Raw genomic sequence first — 21,237 nt, 5'->3', positions numbered from 1 at the left:
GATTTAATGATTACCCGAAAGATAAGTCTTTGCTCTTTTTATAAAATCTACCTTGTCTTTTTTAATATCTTCCAATAGTTTCTTTCTATCATCCGGAATCGTTAGATACTTGTCTCCCCAAAGGTTGATTTCTACAATTACAGGAACCAGATCAATGCCTTTTTCTGTAAGATGATAGAGGATTTTCAATTTATTGTCGGGATGATCCTTTTTATCTATAATTCCGTTTTCCAATAGTGTTTGAAGCCTTGTTGCCAAAATATTGGTAGCAATTTTTTCATCAGCTTTTAAGAACTCTCCATAGGTGCATTCTTTTTTAATCATCAGGTCACGAATGATTAGCAGGGACCATTTATCACCCCATATTTCCAATGAACAACTGATGGGGCAGTCTGATCTTTTTTTACCCATTATTTTAATTTTTAAAATATTACTTGCAAAATGAAAGTATTTGTTTTAAATTTACTTTTGTTTTGCAAGTAAATTTAATCATAAATAATTAATAAATCAAATGGAAAATTATGATGTTGCCGTGATCGGCTCAGGACCCGGCGGATATGTGGCCGCTATAAGAAGCGCACAACTAGGCTACAAAACAGTGATTATAGAAAAATATGATACTCTGGGAGGCACCTGTACCAATGTAGGTTGTATTCCCACAAAGGCTTTACTGGATAGTACACATCATTATACAGATGCTCACCATAAATTTAAAGATCATGGTATTAAACTAGATAGAGTAGAACTTGATTTTTCCCAGATGTACCGCCGAAAATCTGAAGTTGTTGGAAAAAATACAAGTGGTCTTGACTTTTTAATGAATAAAAATAATATTATCCGTTTGAAAGGTACAGCAAGCTTCATCAATAATTCCACTATAAAAATTATTAGTGAAACAGAATCTCAGGAGATTACTGCCAACAATTACATTATAGCAACAGGTTCAAAGCCATCAACCATTCCCGGAGTAGTAATTGATAAGAAAAGGATCATTACTTCTACCGAGGCATTATCTTTAAAGGAAAAGCCTGAAACCATGATTATTATTGGAGGTGGTGTGATTGGGGTGGAAATGGCGTCTATCTTCAGCCGTATCGGAACACAGGTGACAATTCTTGAGTATGCAGACCATTTGATTGCTGGAATGGATCATGAACTGGGGGAAAATCTTCAGAAAATACTTAAAAAAGAGGGGATTGATATTAAACTCAATCAGACTGTTTATAAAACCGAAAGTTCAGACGCTGTCGCTAAAGTGTTTTTTAGGGATAAAAATGAAGCCGAGCACGAGCTGGAAGCAGACTATATTTTGGTAGCTGTCGGAAGAAGCCCCTATGTAAAAGGATTGGGTTTGGAAAAAACAGATATACAATTGGACGAGCGCAATTTTATTAAGGTAGATGAAAATAAACGGACATCTGTTTCTAATATCTATGCTATTGGAGATGTGATTGGTGGCGCGATGCTGGCTCATAAGGCGGAAGAAGAAGGGGTTTTGGTTGCAGAAACTATTAACGGACAGAAGCATCATATTCATTATGAGAGAATTCCGTCTGTAGTATATACATGGCCTGAAGTAGCATCCGTTGGATATACCGAAGAATATCTGAAAAAGAATAATATAGCCTATAACGTAGGAAAGTTCCCATTTTCTGCGAGCGCGAGGGCAAGAGCTTCAATGGATACAGATGGTTTTGCAAAGGTACTTGTTGACCCGAAATATGGAGAGGTGCTTGGTGTGCATATTATTGGGGCAAGGGCTGCCGATCTTATTGCACAAGGGGTAATTGCCCAGGAATATGAAGTGACAGCAGAAGATATGTTCCGTATGTCTTACGCACATCCTACTTATTCTGAAACCTTAAAAGAAGCTTACTTGATAGCGTCTGGACAAGGAGCTGTAAATATTTAAACTCAATCTTGTTGAAAATCGCAAGGACATAAAAAATGACCTTTATACTACAATACTTTTACGATAGTGACTCAAAAATTTTATCAGTGATAAAACCCTTACGACCTAGAACATGAAGTTTGTGAAATTTTTTGCGTCCTTGCGATTTTCCAACAGATGACAGCTTTTACTATAAAGCTGAGCAATCTTCATTTTTGGAATAAATCCCATTGCTTTTAGCTTCCAGTTTTCCGGTTTTTCTGTTGATGGTAATTAAAAAAGATTCCTTGGTAACAGGGCATCCTTTTGACTGTAGAGCATACATGGAAATACGATTGTCTTCAATTTTATAAGAACCGGTAAATTTATTTTTGGGATCAATGGAGTAGCCGTAGGTTTTAGCCAATAAAATAGCTTCCGGAAGATTATCAACCGTACCAATAAAATCTCTTAATTGCTGTTCATTGGAAAAATACACAGACCTGTCTTTTTTACAGGCAAGAATATAGGTAAAGCAATTGTTGCCCATGCATTTCTGAAAAAAACCTCTCTCAGGAACAGGTTCATTGATTGTCATAAAATCCGGTGCCTGACTTTCATATACTATTGCCTTTTCAAAGTCAATGTCATTGGTAAGCACTCTCCAATATTCATATTCTTTATCGGGCACAATAAAAGGATAGAGATAGTCTGTAGTATCCAGAATGTCTGGGATTTTCTTATAATCATCAGGAACCTTGATCTGTGCACAAAACAGATTGGATAGAATCAGGGAAAGAGTGATGATTATTTTCATAGAGAAACGTGTTTTCAGAACAAATTTACAAAAACTTAATGATTCCGGATTTAAATAAACTTCATTGGATAGCTTGTTGAAACATTTCCGTTGATAATCTTTTTCAATTTTGATTCTATGAGTTTTCTTGTAAGAGGTTTCAGACGATCGGTATATAAAATTCCCTGGGTATGATCATATTCATGCTGAATAATTCTAGCCGTTAGTCCGGTAAATGTTTTTGTTTGCAGGGTGAAATCCTGATTCTGATATTCAATGATGATTTTCCAGGGCCTTGTTACCTTTTGAGATAATCCGGGAATACTTAAGCATCCTTCATAGTCTTCCCATGTTTCCTCAGAACTGTTAATGATTCTGGCATTGATAAAAGTTTCCAAAATTCCCTTGTCGTTCTTTTCAAAGTAAAGGATTTTATCTTCAGAATCAAGATTTTCGAAAGCAACCTTACTATCCACAACAAAGAGTTGTAAAGGTTTTCCAATTTGAGAAGAGGAGAGACCACAGCCATTAGCCAGATTCATGGTGTCCCACATATCCGAAATGAGTGTCTGTATTTCAGGCGTATTCTCCTTAACCTCTATACATTTTTGTTTTAAAATACGGTTGCCATAGGCTATAATAGATAAATTCATTAGATTATTTTCCTGCAAAGTTCATCAGAAAGGGAAACATATGCAATGAACCTATGTTAATTAATCTGCCTGCGAATTCTGCTTAAAGCCTGCGGAGTAATGCCAATATAGGAAGCTATGTATTTCAAGGGAACCCGTTGAAGTAGCTCAGGCTGTTCTGTAAATAATTTCAGGTAACGTTGCTTGGCTGTAAGTTTTAAAAGAGAAAGTTCTCTTTTACTTTTAGCTAAAAACAATTTTTCAGAAGCGAAACGACCCAAATGGTTTCCCACATTCGTCTGATTGTAAATCTTCTGTAGATCATCATAAGAAATCTGCCATACTAAAGTTTCTGTGAGGGCCTGCATTTCATATTCCGATGGAGTTTGGGTAAGAAAAGAGTCATAGGCACAGGTGAATTCTTTCTCAAAGCTAAAGCTGAAAGTATAACCATGTTCATCATCAGGAATATAAAATCTTACCAACCCTGATTCTATAAAGGATAGGAAGTTTTCTGTATCACCTTGCTGGGTAATGATATCATTTTTTGCATAGACTTTTCTCTGGAAATGTCCTGCAATAAAAGCCCATTCCGATTCCTGCAGCTTTACAATTTGTTCGTAATATTCTCTGATGTATCCCATAGAAACGTATTTGAATAATTCTTAATATAACTTCAGAGATTGTGATGATTATATTTATGAATTAATTTAAAAATCAAAGTTACAAAATGTTTAATTGAGGATAACGACTGTAAAAAACATTCTAATATTTTTTGCTTTTAGCCCTTAATTTTTGTCATTTGTCAATTCAACTAATTCTAAAATCACTTACATTTGTTACTATGAGACACGACCAACGCACAGAAAAATTCAGGCAGATCGTGGAGAACAAATTCCAGATCTACAATTCATTATTTATGAGCCTGCCCTATGATAAAATGACGAATATCGGAATGCTTCTCCCGTTCCTGTATGAGGAAAGTAAAACAGGCTATGACGCAGGAAAAACCCCTGAAGAAATCGTCGAAGAATTTTTTAAAAACCATACAGATCTTCAGACCGAAGAACAAAAACTTGAGCTGCTTTTTAAGATTATTCAGTATATAGAAAGACAGGTAGTTTTGTTCGATAGTATTGAAGATGCTGCATTTCCAAATCTGCATTCAGAAAGTGACAGTGGAACAGTGACTAATCTTTTCGAACGTTCTTTTCAGGATCATAAAATTGAAAAAGTACGTGAAAAATTAAAAGATTTTAGCGTTAAGGTTGTATTTACGGCTCACCCGACTCAGTTTTATCCAAGCTCAGTACAACGGATTATTCAGGATCTGAGAGGAGCCATTACCAGTGATTCCGTTACACAGATTGATATGCTTTTGCAGCAGTTAGGGAAAACCCCTTTTGTGAACAAAGAAAAGCCCACTCCTGTTGATGAAGCATTGAGTATTATTTCCTACCTGAGGTATGTGTATTATGATACCATCGGAGAATTGTTCACGAAGATAAAAAAGACCTTTGGAAATGATCATTTTCATTTGCATGAAGATATTATTCAGCTTGGTTTCTGGCCGGGAGGAGACAGAGATGGAAACCCTTTTGTGACAGCAGATGTTACCAAAAGAGTAGCTGAAGAACTTCGTTCAGCCATATTGAAATCTTATTACAGCCATTTGAAATTCATCAGAAGAAGATTGAGCTTCCGAGGAGTTTCAGAGGTTCTCACACAATTAAGTGAAGAATTGTATGCTGCCATTTTTGATGGAAAAAGTATCACAGCAGAAGCAATTTTAAAGAAAACCGATGAGGCAGAAAAAATATTGATCAATGAACATAATTCCTTGTTTTTAGATCTTTTGGCTAATTTCAGAGATCGAGTGAAGATTTTTGGGACTCACTTTGCAACATTGGATATCCGACAGGACAGCAGGATTCATCAAAAGGTAATTGATACCGTATTTGCAAAAGTATACGGAATAGAGAATGCGGATTATGAAGAGAAGTTCAATAAGTTGATTCAACTTTCACAAGCTGTAAATGCTGACGATTTTGAAGACATTGTAAAAGATACATTGCTTACCGTTTCACAGGTTTCTGAAATTCAGGATTTGAACGGATTGAGAGGAATGAATCGCTATATTATTTCCAATTCCGATGCCGTAAAAGATGTAATGAATGTGTATGCATTCTTTAAAATCTGTGGATATCAGGACGAAGCAATTAATATGGATATCGTTCCACTTTTTGAAACCATGGAAGGACTTGCTAATGCTGAAAATGTGATGAATGAACTGTATCATAATCCAGTTTATAAAAAACACCTTGAAAAAAGAGGAAATCAGCAGACTATTATGCTTGGCTTTTCTGATGGAACCAAGGATGGTGGTTACCTAAAGGCAAACTGGGAAATTTATAAGGCTAAAGAAGTTTTAACTCAACTTTCAGAGCAAAATAATATTAAAGTTGTATTCTTTGATGGTAGAGGAGGTCCACCGGCAAGAGGAGGAGGTAAAACTCACGATTTCTATGCTTCACAGGGAAAAACAATCGCCAATAATAAGATTGAGCTAACAATTCAGGGGCAGACCATTACAAGTATTTTCGGAAATAAAGAACAGGCAAAATATAATTTTGAACAGCTTTTAACAGCCGGAGTGGAAAATGATGTATTTAAAAATGCCAAAAAAGACCTTACAGAAAAAGAAAGAGCATTAATTATCGAATTGGCGAATATCAGTTACCAAAAATATTCAGACCTCAAAGCTCATCCAATGTTTGTTCCTTATCTTCAGGAAATGAGTACTTTAGAGTATTATGGAAAAACCAATATCGGTAGCCGTCCATCCAAAAGAGGAAATGGCAGCGAATTGAAGTTTGAAGACTTACGAGCAATTCCATTTGTAGGGTCATGGTCACAATTGAAGCAGAATGTACCCGGATTTTTTGGTTTTGGATATGCAATGCAAAAAATGAAGGAACAAGGAAGATTTGAAGAAGTAAGAGAGCTATACAAAGGTTCAGATTTTTTTAAAACCTTAGTTTTGAACTCTATGATGAGCATGAATAAATCTTATTTTCCTCTGACTTATTACATCAGAAATAATCCGAAGTTTGGAGCTTTCTGGAATGTTCTTTTCAATGAATATGAGCTTTCAAGAGAAATTATGCTGGAACTTACAGGCTTTAAAATGCTTCAGGAAGAAGATCCGCTATCCAGAAAATCAGTGAAGATTCGTGAGAAAATTGTACTTCCATTATTAAGCATTCAGCAATATGCCTTAATGAAGATCCAAAAAGGAGAAGGAAATAAAGTGGCCTATGAGAAACTGGTGACCCGTTCCTTATTCGGAAATATTAATGCAAGCAGAAACTCGGCATAAGTTATTTTTGAAACAGGAATAATTTCCATAACGATAAAACGGGCTTTAGCTCGTTTTTTTATTATCAACTATTCATGAGTTATAGGTCATAAGTATTAACACAATAATATCTCCCGCAGATTATTCAGATCACGCAGATGTTTATAGGGAATTAAATCTGCTCCATCTGAATAATCCACGAGAAATAAGATCGTTATTCCTTTAAGAATTTTTCGTACAAAGTCTTATCCCTTGTCTGAATTTTCAGATAATAGGTTCCTTTTGCAAAATCTTCCACTTTTATAGATTTTTGGTTGCTGCTTTTTCTGATTAATCTTCCCAGATTATCATAAATTTCTAAAGACTGAACTTCCTGTTCCGATGCTACATTCAGGATGTTTTTAGCAGGATTAGGGAATATGGTGAATTTTTCCTTTTTTACAATTTCAGAAGTATTCAAAACAGAATTGAAGAGGTTTCCAAAATTAAGAATGCCATATCCCATTTGATCCGTATGATTAGGAAAAAGAGAAGCCGTTTGCCTTAATTTTGTCCTTATTAATTCCCTATTCATAGCAGGAAATGCCTGAATGAAGCATGCTACACCTCCGGCAGCAATTGGAGTGGCAATAGAAGTTCCGTTGGTGGTAAAAGGTACATCACCTATAACCGTTGCTGTCCCTGTTCCCTGGGCACTTCCGTCAGGTTTTACCACATTAAGCGAATTGGGTCCAAAAGATGAAAATGCTGAAGAATTTCCCGATGAATTTACTGCCCCGATAGAAAATACTTTAGCATTGTCTGCCGGAGTTAGCAGATAATGCCACGGCTTATCTCCCGAGTTTCCTGTTGCTGCCAGTACAAAGATTCCTTTTTCCGCAGCTATTTGCGCTCCACGAGCTACGAATGAAGTAGTTCCGTTCATGTCAGCATAGGTATAGCTATATTGAGGATTATCGAAAACATTATACCCCAGAGATGTGGTAATGATTTCAACTCCTTTTCTGTCTGCCTCTTCAGCTGCTTCAATCCAGTAGATTTCCTCTTCAGGGATTTCAACGGTAGCATCTTCGCTTCGGTACAGATAAAAATCAGCATCAGGAGCTGAACCTACAAATACGTTTTCCAAGTAACCGCCAATGGCTCCCAAAACTACTGATCCGTGGATATTTAAAGAGGTATTATAAATATTGTTGGTCTTAGTAACAAAGTCATAGCCGGCTTTTATCCTGTTATTGGCTCTCATTCTTAAAAAAGCATTTCCGGTATCTACCGTAGGAAAACCATTGTCGATAACAGCGATGGAAACTCCTGTTCCTGTATATCCTGCAAGATGGAGCGGCCTGATGTTTACCTGATCAATTTGGCCAGTTCCAGAGCCATAATCAAAGGTGGTAAGGTTTTTATTGGTACTTGCCTGATCTTTCCATTTATTAATAGAAACTTTGTTGCCTCCGGTTGAGTTATTTCGTATAAAACTTTCTACAGAGAGTACAAAAGGTTGTGCCTGCAAAACCGCTATTTGAGCAGGTGTTGCATTGACAGCAGCTCCATTGAGCCATTTAGAATAATCTGTCACCGTAAATCCCAGGTTTTGAAGGTTTTGAATGTAAGATTGCTCTATGGGAGCGTCCTGGTCATTAAGCGATATTCCTAAGGCAATACGTCTGTTAAGTGATTTTTGCGAAAGCTCTGAAAGCGGATTGGCAAAGAATACAGCTTTGTTGGGCTTGTCCTTAAAATATACGAACACAAGCTGCGTTTGTGCAGATACATAAGCACAGCCTGTGAGGAAACAAAAGAGTAAAATTTTTTTCATAAAATTATTTTGTATAAAGATAAAAACAAAAACCAATAAAATTTTTGATAGGATTTTAAAATCCTTATTTTTACAGAAATATTTATTTATGAAAAAAATTCAGATGGTTGACTTGCAAAGTCAGTATTACAAAATAAAGAATGATGTAGACAATGCAGTTTTAAATGTAATGGATTCTGCGGCATTTATCAACGGTCCTGAAGTAAAGTCTTTCCAGAATGAATTGGAGTCTTATTTAGACGTAAAACACGTAATTCCGTGTGCTAATGGAACTGATGCATTACAGATTGCCCTTATGGCACTGGATCTGAAAGAAGGTGATGAGGTTATTACTGCTGATTTTACCTTTGCTGCAACAGTAGAAGTAATTCATTTGCTTAAATTAAAATCTGTCTTGGTAGATGTTGACTATGATACATTTACAATCTCAACAGATGATTTAAGAAAAGCAATTACTCCAAAAACAAAGGCGATTATTCCTGTGCATTTGTTCGGGCAATGTGCCAATATGGAAGAAATTCTTAAAATTGCTGAGGAGCATAATTTATATGTGATTGAAGATAATGCACAGGCAATTGGTGCAGAATATACATTCTCTGACGGAACGGTAAAATTTGCCGGAACAATGTCTACTGTGGGAACAACATCTTTCTTCCCGTCAAAAAACCTGGGATGCTATGGTGATGGTGGTGCTATTTTTACCAATAATGACGAATTGGCTCACCGTCTAAGAGGAATTGTAAACCACGGAATGTATGAAAGATATTATCATGATGAAGTAGGGGTGAACTCCCGTTTGGATAGTATTCAGGCTGCTGTTTTAAGAAAGAAGCTTCCTCATCTGGATTCTTATAATGAAGCAAGAAGAAAGGCTGCAGACTATTATGATGAAGCATTTGCAGGTCATCCGGATATCCTGACTCCAAAGAGATCTGAGAGTTCTACTCACGTATTTCACCAGTATACCTTAAGAATTCTGAACGGTAAGCGTAATGAACTTCAGAAATTCCTTACAGAAAAGGAAATTCCTGCAATGATTTATTATCCAGTGGCCTTAAGAAAGCAGAAAGCTTACTTCCAGGAAAGTAATGATGCAGATTTTGTGAATACAGACAAACTTCTGGATCAGGTAGTTTCTCTGCCAATGCATACAGAGCTAGACGAAGAGCAGTTGAAGTATATTACGGATGCGGTGCTTGAGTTTATGAAATAATGAAAAGAAAGATATTTAAACATAGGCTGGTTTATTACTTAGCTGTAATTACCAGCTTACTGCTTTTTATAGTATCTGCACTTTCAATTTTGAAATTATTTAATAATTTCAGCATATTTAAAACATTGGTTATCTGTACTTCACTTGTTATTAATGCATTTGCATTCATTAATTTGATTGAAAAATATGATAAAGCTGTTTTGTTTCTAAACCTTAGTTTATCTTTATCCATAATTATTTTAGGATATCCCTTACTGTTGGGATTTTTAAATGGATATTATGTTTTAGAACATTTTAGTTTTAAACTTTCAGTTTCATTCATATTAATTTTGATTATTGTTAATGTGTTTAAAGTGAAAGAATATGAGGTAGCTAACGAAATAGAAAACATAGGAAAAAAGGAAGCTTAAAAAATAAAAATGGCAATACTTGTTACAGGAGGACTTGGATACATTGGTTCTCATACGGTGGTAGAACTTCTTAATAACGGCTTTGAAGTGGTTATTGTAGACGATTTATCCAATTCAGAAAGATTTATTTTAAAGAATATTGAAGAAATTGCAGGTAAAAAGCCAATTTTTTATCCTTTTGATCTAAAGCGAAAAGAATTGCTTAATCAGGTTTTTGATGCACACCATATTGATGGCTGTATCAATTTTGCGGCTTTTAAAGCAGTGGGAGAAAGTCAGATGAAACCAGTGGATTATTATGAGAATAATTTGTTTTCCCTCATCAATATTTTACAGGAGTTTAAAGAAAGAGGAATTTCCAACTTTATTTTCAGTTCATCATGCACTGTTTATGGACAAGCTGATGTGATGCCAATTGATGAAAATACTCCTTTAAAAATGCCTGAAAGTGTCTATGGAAAGACTAAACAAATGGGAGAGGAGATTCTTATTGATTTCGCTAAAGCATACAACCGAAAAATTTCGTTATTAAGATATTTTAATCCAATTGGAGCACATCCATCTGCAAAACTTGGAGAATTACCAGTTGGTATTCCTAATAATCTGGTTCCTTACGTAATGCAGACTGCTGCAGGAATACGTGAAAAATTAAGTATTTGGGGAGATGATTATCCAACAGCAGACGGAACTGCTGTTCGTGACTATATTTATGTGGTGGATCTGGCAAAAGCTCATGTTGCTGCCCTGAAGAAGCTTATGAATGACCAGTCTGAAGAAGCATTAATTGATACTTATAATCTGGGGACAGGAAAAGGGTCCTCTGTTTTGGAGGTAGTTAAAGCTTTTGAAACAGCAAATAATGTAGAGGTACCTTATCAGATCTGTGCAAGAAGAGAAGGAGATATTACGATTGCTTATACCAATCCAGGTAAAGCAGAGAGTGAACTTGGGTGGAAGTCCGAAACCCCACTTGAAGAATCATTAAGAACAACCTGGGAATGGCAAAAGTATTTGAATTCTAGAAACTCATAAAAAAATAATATGGCTTGGAATCCTGAAGTATATGACCAGTTTAAAGAAGAGCGCTCAGCTCCATTTTTTGATTTATTAAATCTTGTTGAATCAAGAACAGGTATATCTGTTATAGATCTGGGATGTGGAACCGGAGAATTAACTTCTAAGCTTTTGGACTATCTGGAAGACTCCAGGGTTTTAGGGATAGACTCTTCGGAGGAAATGCTTGAAAAAGCGGCTCAGTTCAAAACAAGCAGATTAACTTTCGAGAAAAGGAGTATTGAGGAGCAGCTTCATTTGGGGGATACCTATGATCTGATTATTTCAAATGCAGCAATCCAATGGTGTAATAACCATAAAGAACTTTTTCCAAGAATAATCAGTAAAGTTAATGAAGGGGGGCAATTAGCGGTACAAATTCCTTCCAATCATGAATATGTTGTACACCAACTATTAAGGAAAATAGCGGGTACAGAACCTTATAAAACGGTTTATCATTCATGGGAAAGAGAATCTCCTGTTTTGAAGATAGAAGACTATGCCCAAATATTATTTGACAATAAAGGAAGAGAAATTACCGTTTATGAGAAAGTATTCCCTCATGTTCTTGAAAATGCCGAAGCAGTATTTACTTGGGCCTCAGGAACAGCAATGCTTCCTTATATCGAGAAGCTTCCTGATGATTTGAAAGAAAAATTTAAAAAAGACTATAAACAAGAATTACAAAACATCTTCCCTGAATCACCTGTCTTTTATCCATTTAAAAGAACATTTATTTCAGCGAAGTTTTAACCAAATTTAATATGAAGACACAAAGAATAGGTATTACATTTTCCTCATTTGACCTCCTGCATGCAGGGCATATCAAGATGCTTGAAGAAGCTAAAACAGTGTGCGATTATTTAATCGTTGGGTTACAAATTGATCCATCACATGATCGTCCGAACAAAAACAAGCCAAGCCAGACTATCGTTGAGAGATATATTCAGCTTAAGGCTGTAAATGCTGTGGATGAAATCATTCCTTACTATACAGAAGAAGATCTGCTGGATATTCTAAAATCTTTTGTAATTGATGTAAGAATCATTGGTGATGATTATATGGATCGAGATTTTACAGGTAAGCAATATTGTGAAGAAAAGGGCATTGAAATTTTTTATAATAAAAGAGATCACCGTTTTTCTACCAGTGACTTAAGAAAAAGAATCTATGAAGCTGAAAAAGAAAAAGCTTCCCAAAAAGAACCCGTAAAATAAAAGAATAAAAAAATCCCGAAATTAATTTTCGGGATTTTTTGCTTTATTACATTGGACCTCCTTGTTGATCGTCACCTGTTTCATTGGAGTTAATATCCTTTTTCTTCTTAGGTTGCTCTACTTTCTCACCTTGTTTAAACCTGTAGGTTAAGGCAATAGAGAACTGTCTTGGCTGCCATTGCATATAGCTGCTACGTGTATAGTCATTGCTATAGTTGGTTACCTCCATACCTCTTGTATTAAAGATATCCTGTATATTGAATGAAAGTGTTCCGTTTCCTTTCCAGATTGTTTTAGATGCTCCAAAGTTGATGGCATACATATCCTTTCTGTCCTGGCTGGCTGTTTTTTGTCCTCCTCTATAGAATCCTTGCAACTGTACACTTAATGTTTTATCAAGCTTAAAAGTTGTATTAAGACGTAATCTTGTAGAAAAACCACTTCCTGTAAAATCTAATGAACGCACCTGAGTCAATCCGTCTACATCTATTGTTTTATAGGTAGCAATTCCGGAAGTTTTGTATCCGAATAAATCTACACTACCCATGATTTTGAACCATGCAAAAGGATCATAGGTGAAGTTCAGATCCAAACCGTATCGGTCATCATTACCAAGGTTTTCAGGTTTTGTATAGAATACCTTTTGTCTTTCATCAGGCCTGTACACCAACATTTTAGTATCATCAGTTGCATGTCTGTAATATAAAGTAGGGTTGATGGTAAATTTCTTTCTAGTAATGTTATAACCTACTTCATAGGAATCTACATAAGATGGGTTCAGGTCAATATTTCCTTCAAAAATATTCTGGTTATTCGTATAATTGGGGAAAGGAACCATAAAGAATGATCTCGGCCTGTCTATCCTACGGGAATAGTTTACTAAAATCTGGTTATTCTTCGATATATCATAGCTTAAGAATACACTTGGAAATAAGTTGTTGTAATTCTTCGTTTTATTTAAAGGCTCCTTATCAGGGTTCTGACTAATATAATTGATCTTAACGTTTGATAGCTCGTCTCTTAATCCTAACTGATAGCTAAGGTTACCAATCTTACTTTTAAACTGCAGGTAGAATGCATTGAACATTTCTCTATAATCCGTGTTATTGTTATAATTGGGAATAAGAGGATTGTTAGAAGTACTGCTTACAAAATTATCATAAGTATTGTCATTAATATCCAATCTGTAACCCGCTTCAATCTTGGAGTTTTCTCCTATTGGCAATTCGTAGTCGGCCTTTCCTATGACAGTTTTGCTTACAGAATGTCTTCTGGTAATGTCCTGTACAGATGGGATATTGTCAACACTTTCCAGAATATCAGCGTTATTGTTACTTCTGTTTCTCTGTAAACTTAATGATAAGGATAAATTTTGTCCATTGTCATCAAATTTATGATCTAAACCTAAATCTCCCTGAAATGCCAGATTGTTAAAAACACTTTTAGAATCTCTCAGTGTATAAGGGTTCAGTAATTTCCAAGGTTCAGATGTTGCTCCCGTATATTTATAAAAAGAATCGTAGGTATTTACAAGCTCATTTCCATCTCCTTCAAATGTTCTCACCAATCCTGTTAAATTGATTGAGGTTTTATCAGAAATATCATACACAAAACCAGCACTTACATTATAGTTTTTACTATATGTTTTATTTTCAGAATTTTGAGACTGATGAACCGGGACATTAGGTACTTTTGCTATCTCTGCTGGTGTTGTTGGGATTGGATCTAGCTTTGGAAATTTAATATCATGGTAGGTTGTTTCAGAATTATTTTTGGTTTTATTTTCTGTATAACCACCACCACCGTTCACAAACCATGTCCAGTTATTCTTTCTCCAGCTTAAATTGGCATTAAGAGCTGTTCTTGGAAAATATCCCAAAGTTCCAACCACACTACCGTTAAAGCCAATTTTCTTATTTTTTTTAAGAATGATGTTCAAAATACCGGAAGTTCCGCTTGCTTCAAACTTTGAAGAAGGATTGGTAATCACCTCAATTCTTTCAATCTGATCAGCAGGGATACTTTGAAGCGCATTTGCTCCATCATCAATTCCCAAAAGAGAAGATGGTTTTCCGTTAATCAGGAATTTTACATTTGTACTTCCTCTCATGGAAACTGTTCCATCCGTATCTACCGAAACAGAAGGTACATTACTCAAAACATCCTGAAGATTTCCTCCTTTGCTGACAATATCCTGGGATGGGTCATAAGTTCTTTTGTCCAATTCTACTTTGTAGGGCTTGGCTGCAGAGGCAGTAATAACAACACCTTGTAATTCCTTTGTTGCTCCATCTAGGGTAGAGGTAGCTTCAGCTTCTATGGATAACGCTCCAATATTGCCGGCTCCGGTAATATTCTTATTGACTATGCTTTTTTTATAATCAATAGCCTCCACAGTAATGTCATAAGATCCGGGAGTAAGTTGTAGCTGGTACTGTCCTTTTTCATCGGTAAGTACGGCATCACTGAATGCAGTATTGGCTTTATTACTAAAAGTTACAGATGCATAAGGAACCGGTTGGTTCTTCTTGTTGACAATGATCCCTGAAACCCCTGCTTTTTCCTGTGCGAAAGCCATTGCCGCCGCCGAAAGCACTAAAGTAAGTCCTAGTGTTTTTCTTGTGAAAATATTGACAATTTCTGTCTTATTCTTCATAGGTTATTTTTTTGTATAAAATCGTGAAAGGATAACCCTTAACATTTTAAAAGTCTTTATCTGTTTGATTTTTAAAATATTATGATTTATTTATTGTTTTTAGCTGTATAAATTTTAGATGCCTGTTTAGCCTATTTTATATTTTTTGAATTGAGCCAGTTTTGATAGGCTTTTGCATTCACAGCATGCTCTTCAGCACTTGCCGTAAACTTATGATAACCAAATCTTGCGGGATCTGCACACATAAATATATAATTATTATTTTCTGCACTCAAAACAGCATCTACAGAGTTTTTATCTACCACACAGATGGGTCCCGGAGGGATGCCTGCATTGGCATATGTATTATATGGAGATGGTGTAGACAAATGCTTATATAACACCCTTTTGATGGGCTCTTTAAAATTAGTCTGCTTATTAATTGCATAGATCACCGTGGGATCAGACTGAAGTTTCATGCCTTTTCTGTAACGGTTTAAATATAATCCTGCAATAGTTTTCATTTCATCCTTTTTTCCTCCAGATTCCTTATAAACAATAGATGCAAGGGCATAGATCTGATCTCTTGTTAACCCGGACTGCTGTTCTTTGTTTTTTCTTTCGCTTGTCCAGAAATCATTGTACTGATCTTCAAACTTGGCGAAAAATTCTCTTGGACTTACCGTCCAGAAGAAATTATAAGTATCAATGAAGAAATATTTTTTTAAATCTTCAACACTTTTATATCCTTTTTCCTGAGCAACTCCATCCAGATCGTTAACGAAGTGTAAGGAATCCAGTTCTGTTTTTTTTGTAACCTTACCAATCATTTGGTACATATCTCCAAAATCTCCGATTCTGAAAGAATTTGCTGTTTGATTACCTGCTTTAATCATGTTTACCAGATCTGTATTGCCCTTACCGCTTTCAATATGATAACGTCCAGCTTTAAAGCTTGTATTAAGACCCTTGTCTTTGGCTACAGCCTCAAAAGATTCGCGGTCTTTAATGTATGGAGCAATGGAGTCCAGGATCTGCTTAAATTCTGCCTTATGAGGGATCAAAATATAACCGTCCTTTTCTACATTGTTTCCAAAGTATTTATTATAAAATCTCAAACCAAAAAATCCTGCGACTACAAAAACCAGCAGAATGATAATGAGAATAGCTTTTTTCATTCTTAAATAATGTTGATTAAAAGTTTTTTGATTTTAAAGAATATCCACCTTTCCTTTAAAAACTTGCTTTGCGGGACCTTCCAGCCAAATGTTACAGAATGAGTCTCCACTTTTTTCAGCATATACCTTAAGATTTCCTCCCAGGGTTTTAACTTTTACAGAAGTTAGATTGTCTTTTTGAAGAAAAGTTAAAGCCGAAGCCGTAACTCCTGTGCCGCAGCTGTAAGTTTCATTCTCAACGCCTCGTTCATAGGTTCTTACGAAAATTTCATTATCGGAAATTTTTTCAACAAAGTTCACATTGATCCCTTTTTCTTTATAATTTTCCGAATTTCTGATGCCGTGACCTTCTGCGTAAACGTCATAGTCTTTCAGATTTTCTACATATTTTACATAATGAGGAGAACCGGTGTTAAGAACAGCGTTATTTCCGTCCTGTGAAATGGTGTTTACATCAATCATTTTTAATTTAATGATTCCGTTATGGATTTCCGCATCATGCTCACCATCTGTTGCAATAAACTTACATTTGTCTTCAAAAACATCCAGGAAAAACGCGAAAGCGACAAGACATCTCCCTCCGTTTCCGCACATGGTACTTTCACCACCATCAGAATTATAGTAAACCATTTTAAAATCATAGTCAGCATCGTTCTCTAAAAGAATAAGTCCGTCAGCACCTATTCCGAAACGTCTGTCACATAATTTTTCGATGATATTTTTGTCTTTAGGAAACTGTAGATCACGGTTGTCTACCATTACAAAATCATTCCCAGTTCCCTGATATTTATAAAATTCCATATATTTTTGTCTAAATTGAAGAGACAAAATTAATATATTTTAAATGAAAAACGAACAGTGTTAACTGTTCGTTTCCTTATTTATAATCGTTTTATCTAAAGCCTCCGCCACTGCTGTTCTGTCTGCTTGTGTTACCAGAACTGCTGCTTTGGGTGCCTGAACTATTTCTAAACCCACCGCTATTGGAAGATTCTGATCTGCTGGAGCTGTTGCTGCTGCTTTCAGTACTTCTAAATCCGCTGTTTTGGCTTCTGGATCCACTGCTGTTTTGGTTGTACTGAGTTCCCTGAGAACTGTTGCTCTGATTTCTGAATCCATTATTGTTTTGGCTTCCTTGGTTGTTTTGGTTACCGCTACTTTGGTTTCTGAATCCGCTATTGTTATTTCTTCCGCTGTTGGAGTTTCTATTGTAGCTGCCATTATTATAGTTGCCACCATTGTTATATGAACCTCCATTATCTCGGAAACCGTTGTTGGGTCTTTGAGAAGTCACCGCAGATCTTCTTTCTACATATACTTTTCTTCTGGAGTTATTGTAATTATCGTAATAGTAAGGAATACCATTATCATAATAATAATTAATGTTATTTCTATAATAATAGCCATCATTACCATAATAACCACCATTACCGTAATATCCTGAAGGAGCATAGTAATATCCATTATTGTAGTATGGGTCTCCATAACCACCATTGCTGCCATATCCGTCTGTATATGCTAAACAAGATGTTAAACTGGTAATAGCAAAAATACTGACTGCTATTTTAAATAAATTTTTCATGACTTTATTGTACTTTTTTTTTCTTTAAAACTTTTTTTCCAATTAAGGTATCCTAAGATAGCCATTATAGTAAATACCAAATATTGAACCGAAGTGATACCAAGACCCTTAAAAATCATCATTGGCATACAAATAAAATCTCCGATAATCCAGAAAATCCAGTTCTCAATGCGTTGTTTGGCCATAAACCACATTCCTACTAAAAATATTGAAGTTGTAAAAATATCCATCCAATTGGCCCAATCCAAATGATATAATCCAAGATTTGTTCCTTCCATTGAAAACTTATTATCAATATAAGGTTTATAGTAATAAATAAGAGTAACCAGTAAAAGGCTTAAAATAAAAAGTATAACAGCATAATACCATTCTTTTTTCGTAGCCCACGTAACTTCCACATGAACATGGTCTTTAGAGTTTTTTGCCCATAAAATCCAACCATAAACACTCATCACAGAATAATATACATTGATAAGGCAGTCTCCCAATAAACCAAAGTTGAAAAGAATGTAAACATAGATCAGGGTAGAGATAATGCCGGTAGGGTAAACCCATATATTTTTTTTAATGGAAAAATATACGCTCAGAGTTCCGAAAATAGCACCCGATGCTTCAAGCATAATCTGTAAGAAATCATAGCTTTCATAAGGCTTTACAAAAAGATCATATAAATTCATGCGATCAAAAATAAACAAAAATATGGACTTTTTAAAATGAATTAAATAATGTGTTGCTTAAGTTTTGGAGGCTTTAATGTAAAATAAATGATGAAAGTTTAACGATAAACGTGGGAGTTCCTAAATTTTTTATATTTTCGTAAATCCTTAATAAATAAAAAAACATGTCGAAAATTTGGGTTAAGAAACCACTAAGTGCCTATGAGGCAGATATGAAGAAAAGTGAGCTGAAAAAAGTCCTTGGAAAATGGAGTTTAACAGCAATTGGAGTAGGTGCTATCATTGGAGGTGGAATCTTTGTTCTTACGGGAACGGGAGCCTATTACCATGCAGGACCAGCGCTTGCAATCTCCTTTATTATTGCAGGTATTGCCTGCGTTTTTGCAGCATTGTGCTATGCTGAATTTGCTTCCATTATCCCAGTTGAAGGCTCAGCTTATGCCTATGCTTACGGAACAGTAGGAGAAATTTTTGCATGGGCCATGGGGTGGTGTCTCATTCTGGAGTATGCCATGGCCAGTATGGCCGTTTCTGTGAGCTGGTCCGGATATTTTACCAAATTTTTGAAGATTTTTGGCGTTCATCTGCCAGGATATCTAACCTCGGATCCGTCAAGTTATACAGGTGATGGGTTTTCTATGAATCTACCTGCATTTATCCTTGTATTATTGATTACTGCATTGTTGGTAAAGGGAACAAAGGAAGCAGCAGGAGCTAATAATTTAATCGTATTGATGAAGACTTCTGCAGTTATTTTTGTAATTATTGCCGGAGTTTATATCATTTTTTCCAATACTGATCTTTATAACGCTGTTGATGGTGTTAAAAACTGGAATCCTTTTATTCCGGATCAGGTAAAAATTAAGAATTCAGAAGGAGATATGGTTTCCGCCTATGGTATTAAAGGAATTATTTCCGGAGCTGCCGCTATCTTCTTTGCTTATATTGGTTTTGATGCTGTTTCTACACAAGCAGGAGAAGCTATTAATCCTAAGAAAGATGTACCTTTCGCTATTATTGCTTCATTATTGGTTTGTACAGCATTATACATCTGCGTATCTCTTGTACTGACAGGAATGATGCATTATACAGACTTTAACCCTGAAGGAAAATATCCGGACGCAATTAAAGCTCCTGTAGCATATGCTTTTGAAATCGCAGGAAAACACTGGGCGAGTAATGTAGTAACAATTGCCGCTACAGTAGGATTGATTTCTGTAGTAATGGTAATGATGATGGGACAGTCCAGAATCTTTATCGGAATGGCAAAAGACGGATTGATCCCTAAGTTCTTCGGAGAACTTCACCCAAAAACAAGAACTCCTTATAAAGGAATTATCCTGTTAGGAATAGTGGTTGCGCTTATTGCTGCATTTACACCAATTTCTACATTAGCGGATATGACAAGCTTCGGAACTCTGTTTGCGTTTACTTTGGTTTGTATCGCAGTTTGGGTAATGAGAAAGAAAGAACCTAACTTGATCAGACCTTTCAAAGTTCCTGCCTATAAAGTTGTTGTAGCATTAGGAGTATTTATTAATGTTTATTTAATATTTAACTTAAGTGCTCATGCATTGGAACTTTCTGCGGTATGGCTTTGCTTGGGAGGGTTAGTATACTTCCTTTATGGAAAATCAAACAGTAAACTTAACAATCCTGAAAAATACAAGGAAATAGATTAATAATATTATAAACCGCTTCGGCGGTTTTTTTGTTGAATATAGTATGAAAAAGATTTTATCCATAGTACTCCTATCCGTAGGAATGACTGCATTTTCTCAACAGGTAGAAAATATAGAAACGATTCTTAATGATAAAATAAGTATCAGGGCACTCGAACTTTATAACAATAAGATTTGGTATAGCGGAACAGATTCCAAGTTTGGATTTGTGGATCTTAAAGATTACAAAAATCAAAAACAGATCAGGCTTGCTGAAGAAAAGCTTCAGTTCAGAACGTTGGGTCAAGATAATAATTTCTTTTATGCCATTAATATTGAAAGTCCGGCGCGTTTCTTTAAGATTGATAAGAAAGATCTGAAATTACAGGTTGTTTTTACGGATACCACAAAAACAGCATTTTATGATGCTCTACATTTTGTCAATAATAAGCTTGCCTATGCATTCAGTGATGCAGATAAGGATCACTTGTTGAAATTAGCAGTATATAAAGATGGAAAGTGGGGGATGTTTAAGGATAATGTGTTGTTAAACGAAGGGGAAGCTGCTTTTGCTGCAAGCAATACCAATATATCTTCCACCAAAAAATATGTGTGGATTGCCACAGGAGGGAAAGCCTCAAGGATTTTAAGGTTAAATTTAAAAACTGAAAAACTGGAGATTTTCAAAACTCCTTTTGTTCAGGGGGAATCTTCACAAGGAATGTATTCCATTGATTTCTATGACGATCAATTCGGAATTGCAGTAGGAGGTGATTATACAAAGCAGGATGCTAACAACAATAATATTGCAACCACCAATGATGGTGGAGAAACCTGGCAGATTCAGGCTTCGGGACAAAATGCGGGATATATGACCTGCGTTAAAATAAAGCCTGGCTCAAAAGGAAAAGAGATTATTGCGGTTGGAGATCAGCATATTAGTTATTCTTCGGATTTTGGAAAGACATGGAAGAAAATTTCCGATGAAAAAGGCTTGTATGTCTGCCAATGGATTGATGGAAATAGAGTAGTTCTTGCAGGGAAAGATAGAGTGGTACTGTTGAAGCTGAAATAAAAGAGATACTTAAGATCAATAAAACAAATAGAATTTATCATTATCTCCGTAACAGGTTTAA

General features: G+C 35.6%; 19 protein-coding genes. 9 read left to right on the top strand and 10 right to left on the bottom strand.

Features of this window, described 5'->3' with window-relative positions; all coding sequences use genetic code 11:
- Nucleotides 1-3: 3 nt before the first annotated feature.
- The gene (locus tag C7D53_RS09775) at nt 4-411 is read right to left on the bottom strand and encodes a winged helix-turn-helix transcriptional regulator (protein WP_106916232.1); all 408 of its coding nucleotides are present in this window, start codon (nt 409-411) and stop codon (nt 4-6) included.
- 100 nt (nt 412-511) lie between these two features.
- Between C7D53_RS09775 and lpdA the strand changes: the two genes are divergently transcribed.
- On the top strand, nt 512-1,912 hold the full coding sequence (gene lpdA, locus C7D53_RS09770; protein ID WP_106916230.1) for a dihydrolipoyl dehydrogenase: 1,401 nt from the start codon (nt 512-514) through the stop codon (nt 1,910-1,912).
- Nucleotides 1,913-2,081: 169 nt separating this feature from the next.
- Here the strand turns inward: lpdA and C7D53_RS09765 are convergent, their stop codons facing one another.
- Genes C7D53_RS09765 through C7D53_RS09755 form a run of 3 tightly spaced genes read right to left on the bottom strand, consistent with a single transcriptional unit; the run spans nt 2,082 to nt 3,942 of the window.
- Entirely contained in the window at nt 2,082-2,687 is a 606-nt protein-coding gene (locus tag C7D53_RS09765) for a hypothetical protein (protein WP_106916228.1), read from the bottom strand.
- Nucleotides 2,688-2,737: 50 nt separating this feature from the next.
- The gene (def, locus tag C7D53_RS09760) at nt 2,738-3,319 is read right to left on the bottom strand and encodes a peptide deformylase (RefSeq protein WP_106916226.1); all 582 of its coding nucleotides are present in this window, start codon (nt 3,317-3,319) and stop codon (nt 2,738-2,740) included.
- A 56-nt stretch (nt 3,320-3,375) separates the two neighbouring features.
- A complete protein-coding gene (locus C7D53_RS09755; RefSeq protein ID WP_106916224.1) occupies nt 3,376-3,942 on the bottom strand; it encodes a Crp/Fnr family transcriptional regulator in 567 nt (188 codons plus the stop codon).
- A 200-nt stretch (nt 3,943-4,142) separates the two neighbouring features.
- Here C7D53_RS09755 and C7D53_RS09750 point away from each other — a divergent pair, with 200 nt between their 5' ends.
- Nucleotides 4,143-6,677 (top strand): phosphoenolpyruvate carboxylase, encoded by a 2,535-nt coding sequence (locus tag C7D53_RS09750; protein ID WP_106916222.1) that lies wholly within the window; start codon nt 4,143-4,145, stop codon nt 6,675-6,677.
- Nucleotides 6,678-6,870: 193 nt separating this feature from the next.
- Here the strand turns inward: C7D53_RS09750 and C7D53_RS09745 are convergent, their stop codons facing one another.
- Entirely contained in the window at nt 6,871-8,475 is a 1,605-nt protein-coding gene (locus tag C7D53_RS09745) for a S8/S53 family peptidase (RefSeq protein ID WP_106916220.1), read from the bottom strand.
- Nucleotides 8,476-8,563: 88 nt separating this feature from the next.
- Here C7D53_RS09745 and C7D53_RS09740 point away from each other — a divergent pair, with 88 nt between their 5' ends.
- Genes C7D53_RS09740 through C7D53_RS09720 form a run of 5 tightly spaced genes read left to right on the top strand, consistent with a single transcriptional unit; the run spans nt 8,564 to nt 12,368 of the window.
- A complete protein-coding gene (locus C7D53_RS09740; protein ID WP_106916725.1) occupies nt 8,564-9,688 on the top strand; it encodes a DegT/DnrJ/EryC1/StrS family aminotransferase in 1,125 nt (374 codons plus the stop codon).
- Nucleotides 9,688-10,098, top strand: coding sequence for a hypothetical protein (locus C7D53_RS09735; protein WP_106916219.1), 411 nt, complete (start codon nt 9,688-9,690; stop codon nt 10,096-10,098). The genes C7D53_RS09740 and C7D53_RS09735 overlap by 1 nt, the downstream gene beginning before the upstream one ends.
- Nucleotides 10,099-10,107: 9 nt before the next feature.
- Nucleotides 10,108-11,130 carry a UDP-glucose 4-epimerase GalE gene (galE, locus tag C7D53_RS09730; RefSeq protein WP_106916217.1) on the top strand — a complete coding sequence of 341 codons (1,023 nt, stop codon included), beginning with the start codon at nt 10,108-10,110 and terminating at the stop codon, nt 11,128-11,130.
- A 9-nt stretch (nt 11,131-11,139) separates the two neighbouring features.
- Nucleotides 11,140-11,904, top strand: a complete 765-nt coding sequence (locus tag C7D53_RS09725; protein WP_106916215.1) for a methyltransferase domain-containing protein — start codon at nt 11,140-11,142, stop codon at nt 11,902-11,904.
- Between the two features lie 11 nt (nt 11,905-11,915).
- Nucleotides 11,916-12,368, top strand: coding sequence for an adenylyltransferase/cytidyltransferase family protein (locus C7D53_RS09720; protein ID WP_076354225.1), 453 nt, complete (start codon nt 11,916-11,918; stop codon nt 12,366-12,368).
- A 46-nt stretch (nt 12,369-12,414) separates the two neighbouring features.
- On the opposite strand, the gene C7D53_RS09715 is transcribed toward C7D53_RS09720, so the two are convergent.
- From C7D53_RS09715 to pnuC, 5 genes are all read right to left on the bottom strand, one after another.
- On the bottom strand, nt 12,415-15,024 hold the full coding sequence (locus tag C7D53_RS09715; RefSeq protein ID WP_106916213.1) for a TonB-dependent receptor: 2,610 nt from the start codon (nt 15,022-15,024) through the stop codon (nt 12,415-12,417).
- Between the two features lie 131 nt (nt 15,025-15,155).
- Nucleotides 15,156-16,181, bottom strand: coding sequence for an endolytic transglycosylase MltG (gene mltG, locus C7D53_RS09710; protein WP_106916211.1), 1,026 nt, complete (start codon nt 16,179-16,181; stop codon nt 15,156-15,158).
- Nucleotides 16,182-16,214: 33 nt separating this feature from the next.
- Nucleotides 16,215-16,982 carry a diaminopimelate epimerase gene (gene dapF / locus C7D53_RS09705; protein WP_106916209.1) on the bottom strand — a complete coding sequence of 256 codons (768 nt, stop codon included), beginning with the start codon at nt 16,980-16,982 and terminating at the stop codon, nt 16,215-16,217.
- A 91-nt stretch (nt 16,983-17,073) separates the two neighbouring features.
- Nucleotides 17,074-17,763, bottom strand: a complete 690-nt coding sequence (locus tag C7D53_RS09700; RefSeq protein WP_106916207.1) for a hypothetical protein — start codon at nt 17,761-17,763, stop codon at nt 17,074-17,076.
- On the bottom strand, nt 17,760-18,440 hold the full coding sequence (gene pnuC, locus C7D53_RS09695; protein ID WP_106916205.1) for a nicotinamide riboside transporter PnuC: 681 nt from the start codon (nt 18,438-18,440) through the stop codon (nt 17,760-17,762). The genes C7D53_RS09700 and pnuC overlap by 4 nt, the downstream gene beginning before the upstream one ends.
- Before the next feature lie 164 nt (nt 18,441-18,604).
- Between pnuC and C7D53_RS09690 the strand changes: the two genes are divergently transcribed.
- Both C7D53_RS09690 and C7D53_RS09685 read left to right on the top strand, forming a co-directional pair.
- Nucleotides 18,605-20,122 (top strand): amino acid permease, encoded by a 1,518-nt coding sequence (locus C7D53_RS09690; RefSeq protein ID WP_106916203.1) that lies wholly within the window; start codon nt 18,605-18,607, stop codon nt 20,120-20,122.
- A 43-nt stretch (nt 20,123-20,165) separates the two neighbouring features.
- A complete protein-coding gene (locus tag C7D53_RS09685; RefSeq protein ID WP_106916201.1) occupies nt 20,166-21,176 on the top strand; it encodes a WD40/YVTN/BNR-like repeat-containing protein in 1,011 nt (336 codons plus the stop codon).
- The last annotated feature ends 61 nt before the right edge of the window (nt 21,177-21,237 follow it).

It is taken from the genome of Chryseobacterium aurantiacum (genome assembly GCF_003020585.1).
GTDB classification, from domain to species: Bacteria; Bacteroidota; Bacteroidia; order Flavobacteriales; family Weeksellaceae; genus Chryseobacterium; species Chryseobacterium aurantiacum.
Note: the sequence above shows the minus strand (reverse complement) of the source record. Positions and strands in the feature narration are given on the sequence as shown.

What these genes read in the sequence shown, in the direction of transcription:
- C7D53_RS09775 (WP_106916232.1), bottom strand. Translation starts at nt 411, where the DNA reads ATGGGTAAAAAAAGATCAGACTGCCCCATCAGTTGTTCATTGGAAATA.
- lpdA (WP_106916230.1), top strand. Translation starts at nt 512, where the DNA reads ATGGAAAATTATGATGTTGCCGTGATCGGCTCAGGACCCGGCGGATAT.
- C7D53_RS09765 (WP_106916228.1), bottom strand. Translation starts at nt 2,687, where the DNA reads ATGAAAATAATCATCACTCTTTCCCTGATTCTATCCAATCTGTTTTGT.
- def (WP_106916226.1), bottom strand. Translation starts at nt 3,319, where the DNA reads ATGAATTTATCTATTATAGCCTATGGCAACCGTATTTTAAAACAAAAA.
- C7D53_RS09755 (WP_106916224.1), bottom strand. Translation starts at nt 3,942, where the DNA reads ATGGGATACATCAGAGAATATTACGAACAAATTGTAAAGCTGCAGGAA.
- C7D53_RS09750 (WP_106916222.1), top strand. Translation starts at nt 4,143, where the DNA reads ATGAGACACGACCAACGCACAGAAAAATTCAGGCAGATCGTGGAGAAC.
- C7D53_RS09745 (WP_106916220.1), bottom strand. Translation starts at nt 8,475, where the DNA reads ATGAAAAAAATTTTACTCTTTTGTTTCCTCACAGGCTGTGCTTATGTA.
- C7D53_RS09740 (WP_106916725.1), top strand. Translation starts at nt 8,564, where the DNA reads ATGAAAAAAATTCAGATGGTTGACTTGCAAAGTCAGTATTACAAAATA.
- C7D53_RS09735 (WP_106916219.1), top strand. Translation starts at nt 9,688, where the DNA reads ATGAAAAGAAAGATATTTAAACATAGGCTGGTTTATTACTTAGCTGTA.
- galE (WP_106916217.1), top strand. Translation starts at nt 10,108, where the DNA reads ATGGCAATACTTGTTACAGGAGGACTTGGATACATTGGTTCTCATACG.
- C7D53_RS09725 (WP_106916215.1), top strand. Translation starts at nt 11,140, where the DNA reads ATGGCTTGGAATCCTGAAGTATATGACCAGTTTAAAGAAGAGCGCTCA.
- C7D53_RS09720 (WP_076354225.1), top strand. Translation starts at nt 11,916, where the DNA reads ATGAAGACACAAAGAATAGGTATTACATTTTCCTCATTTGACCTCCTG.
- C7D53_RS09715 (WP_106916213.1), bottom strand. Translation starts at nt 15,024, where the DNA reads ATGAAGAATAAGACAGAAATTGTCAATATTTTCACAAGAAAAACACTA.
- mltG (WP_106916211.1), bottom strand. Translation starts at nt 16,181, where the DNA reads ATGAAAAAAGCTATTCTCATTATCATTCTGCTGGTTTTTGTAGTCGCA.
- dapF (WP_106916209.1), bottom strand. Translation starts at nt 16,982, where the DNA reads ATGGAATTTTATAAATATCAGGGAACTGGGAATGATTTTGTAATGGTA.
- C7D53_RS09700 (WP_106916207.1), bottom strand. Translation starts at nt 17,763, where the DNA reads ATGAAAAATTTATTTAAAATAGCAGTCAGTATTTTTGCTATTACCAGT.
- pnuC (WP_106916205.1), bottom strand. Translation starts at nt 18,440, where the DNA reads ATGAATTTATATGATCTTTTTGTAAAGCCTTATGAAAGCTATGATTTC.
- C7D53_RS09690 (WP_106916203.1), top strand. Translation starts at nt 18,605, where the DNA reads ATGTCGAAAATTTGGGTTAAGAAACCACTAAGTGCCTATGAGGCAGAT.
- C7D53_RS09685 (WP_106916201.1), top strand. Translation starts at nt 20,166, where the DNA reads ATGAAAAAGATTTTATCCATAGTACTCCTATCCGTAGGAATGACTGCA.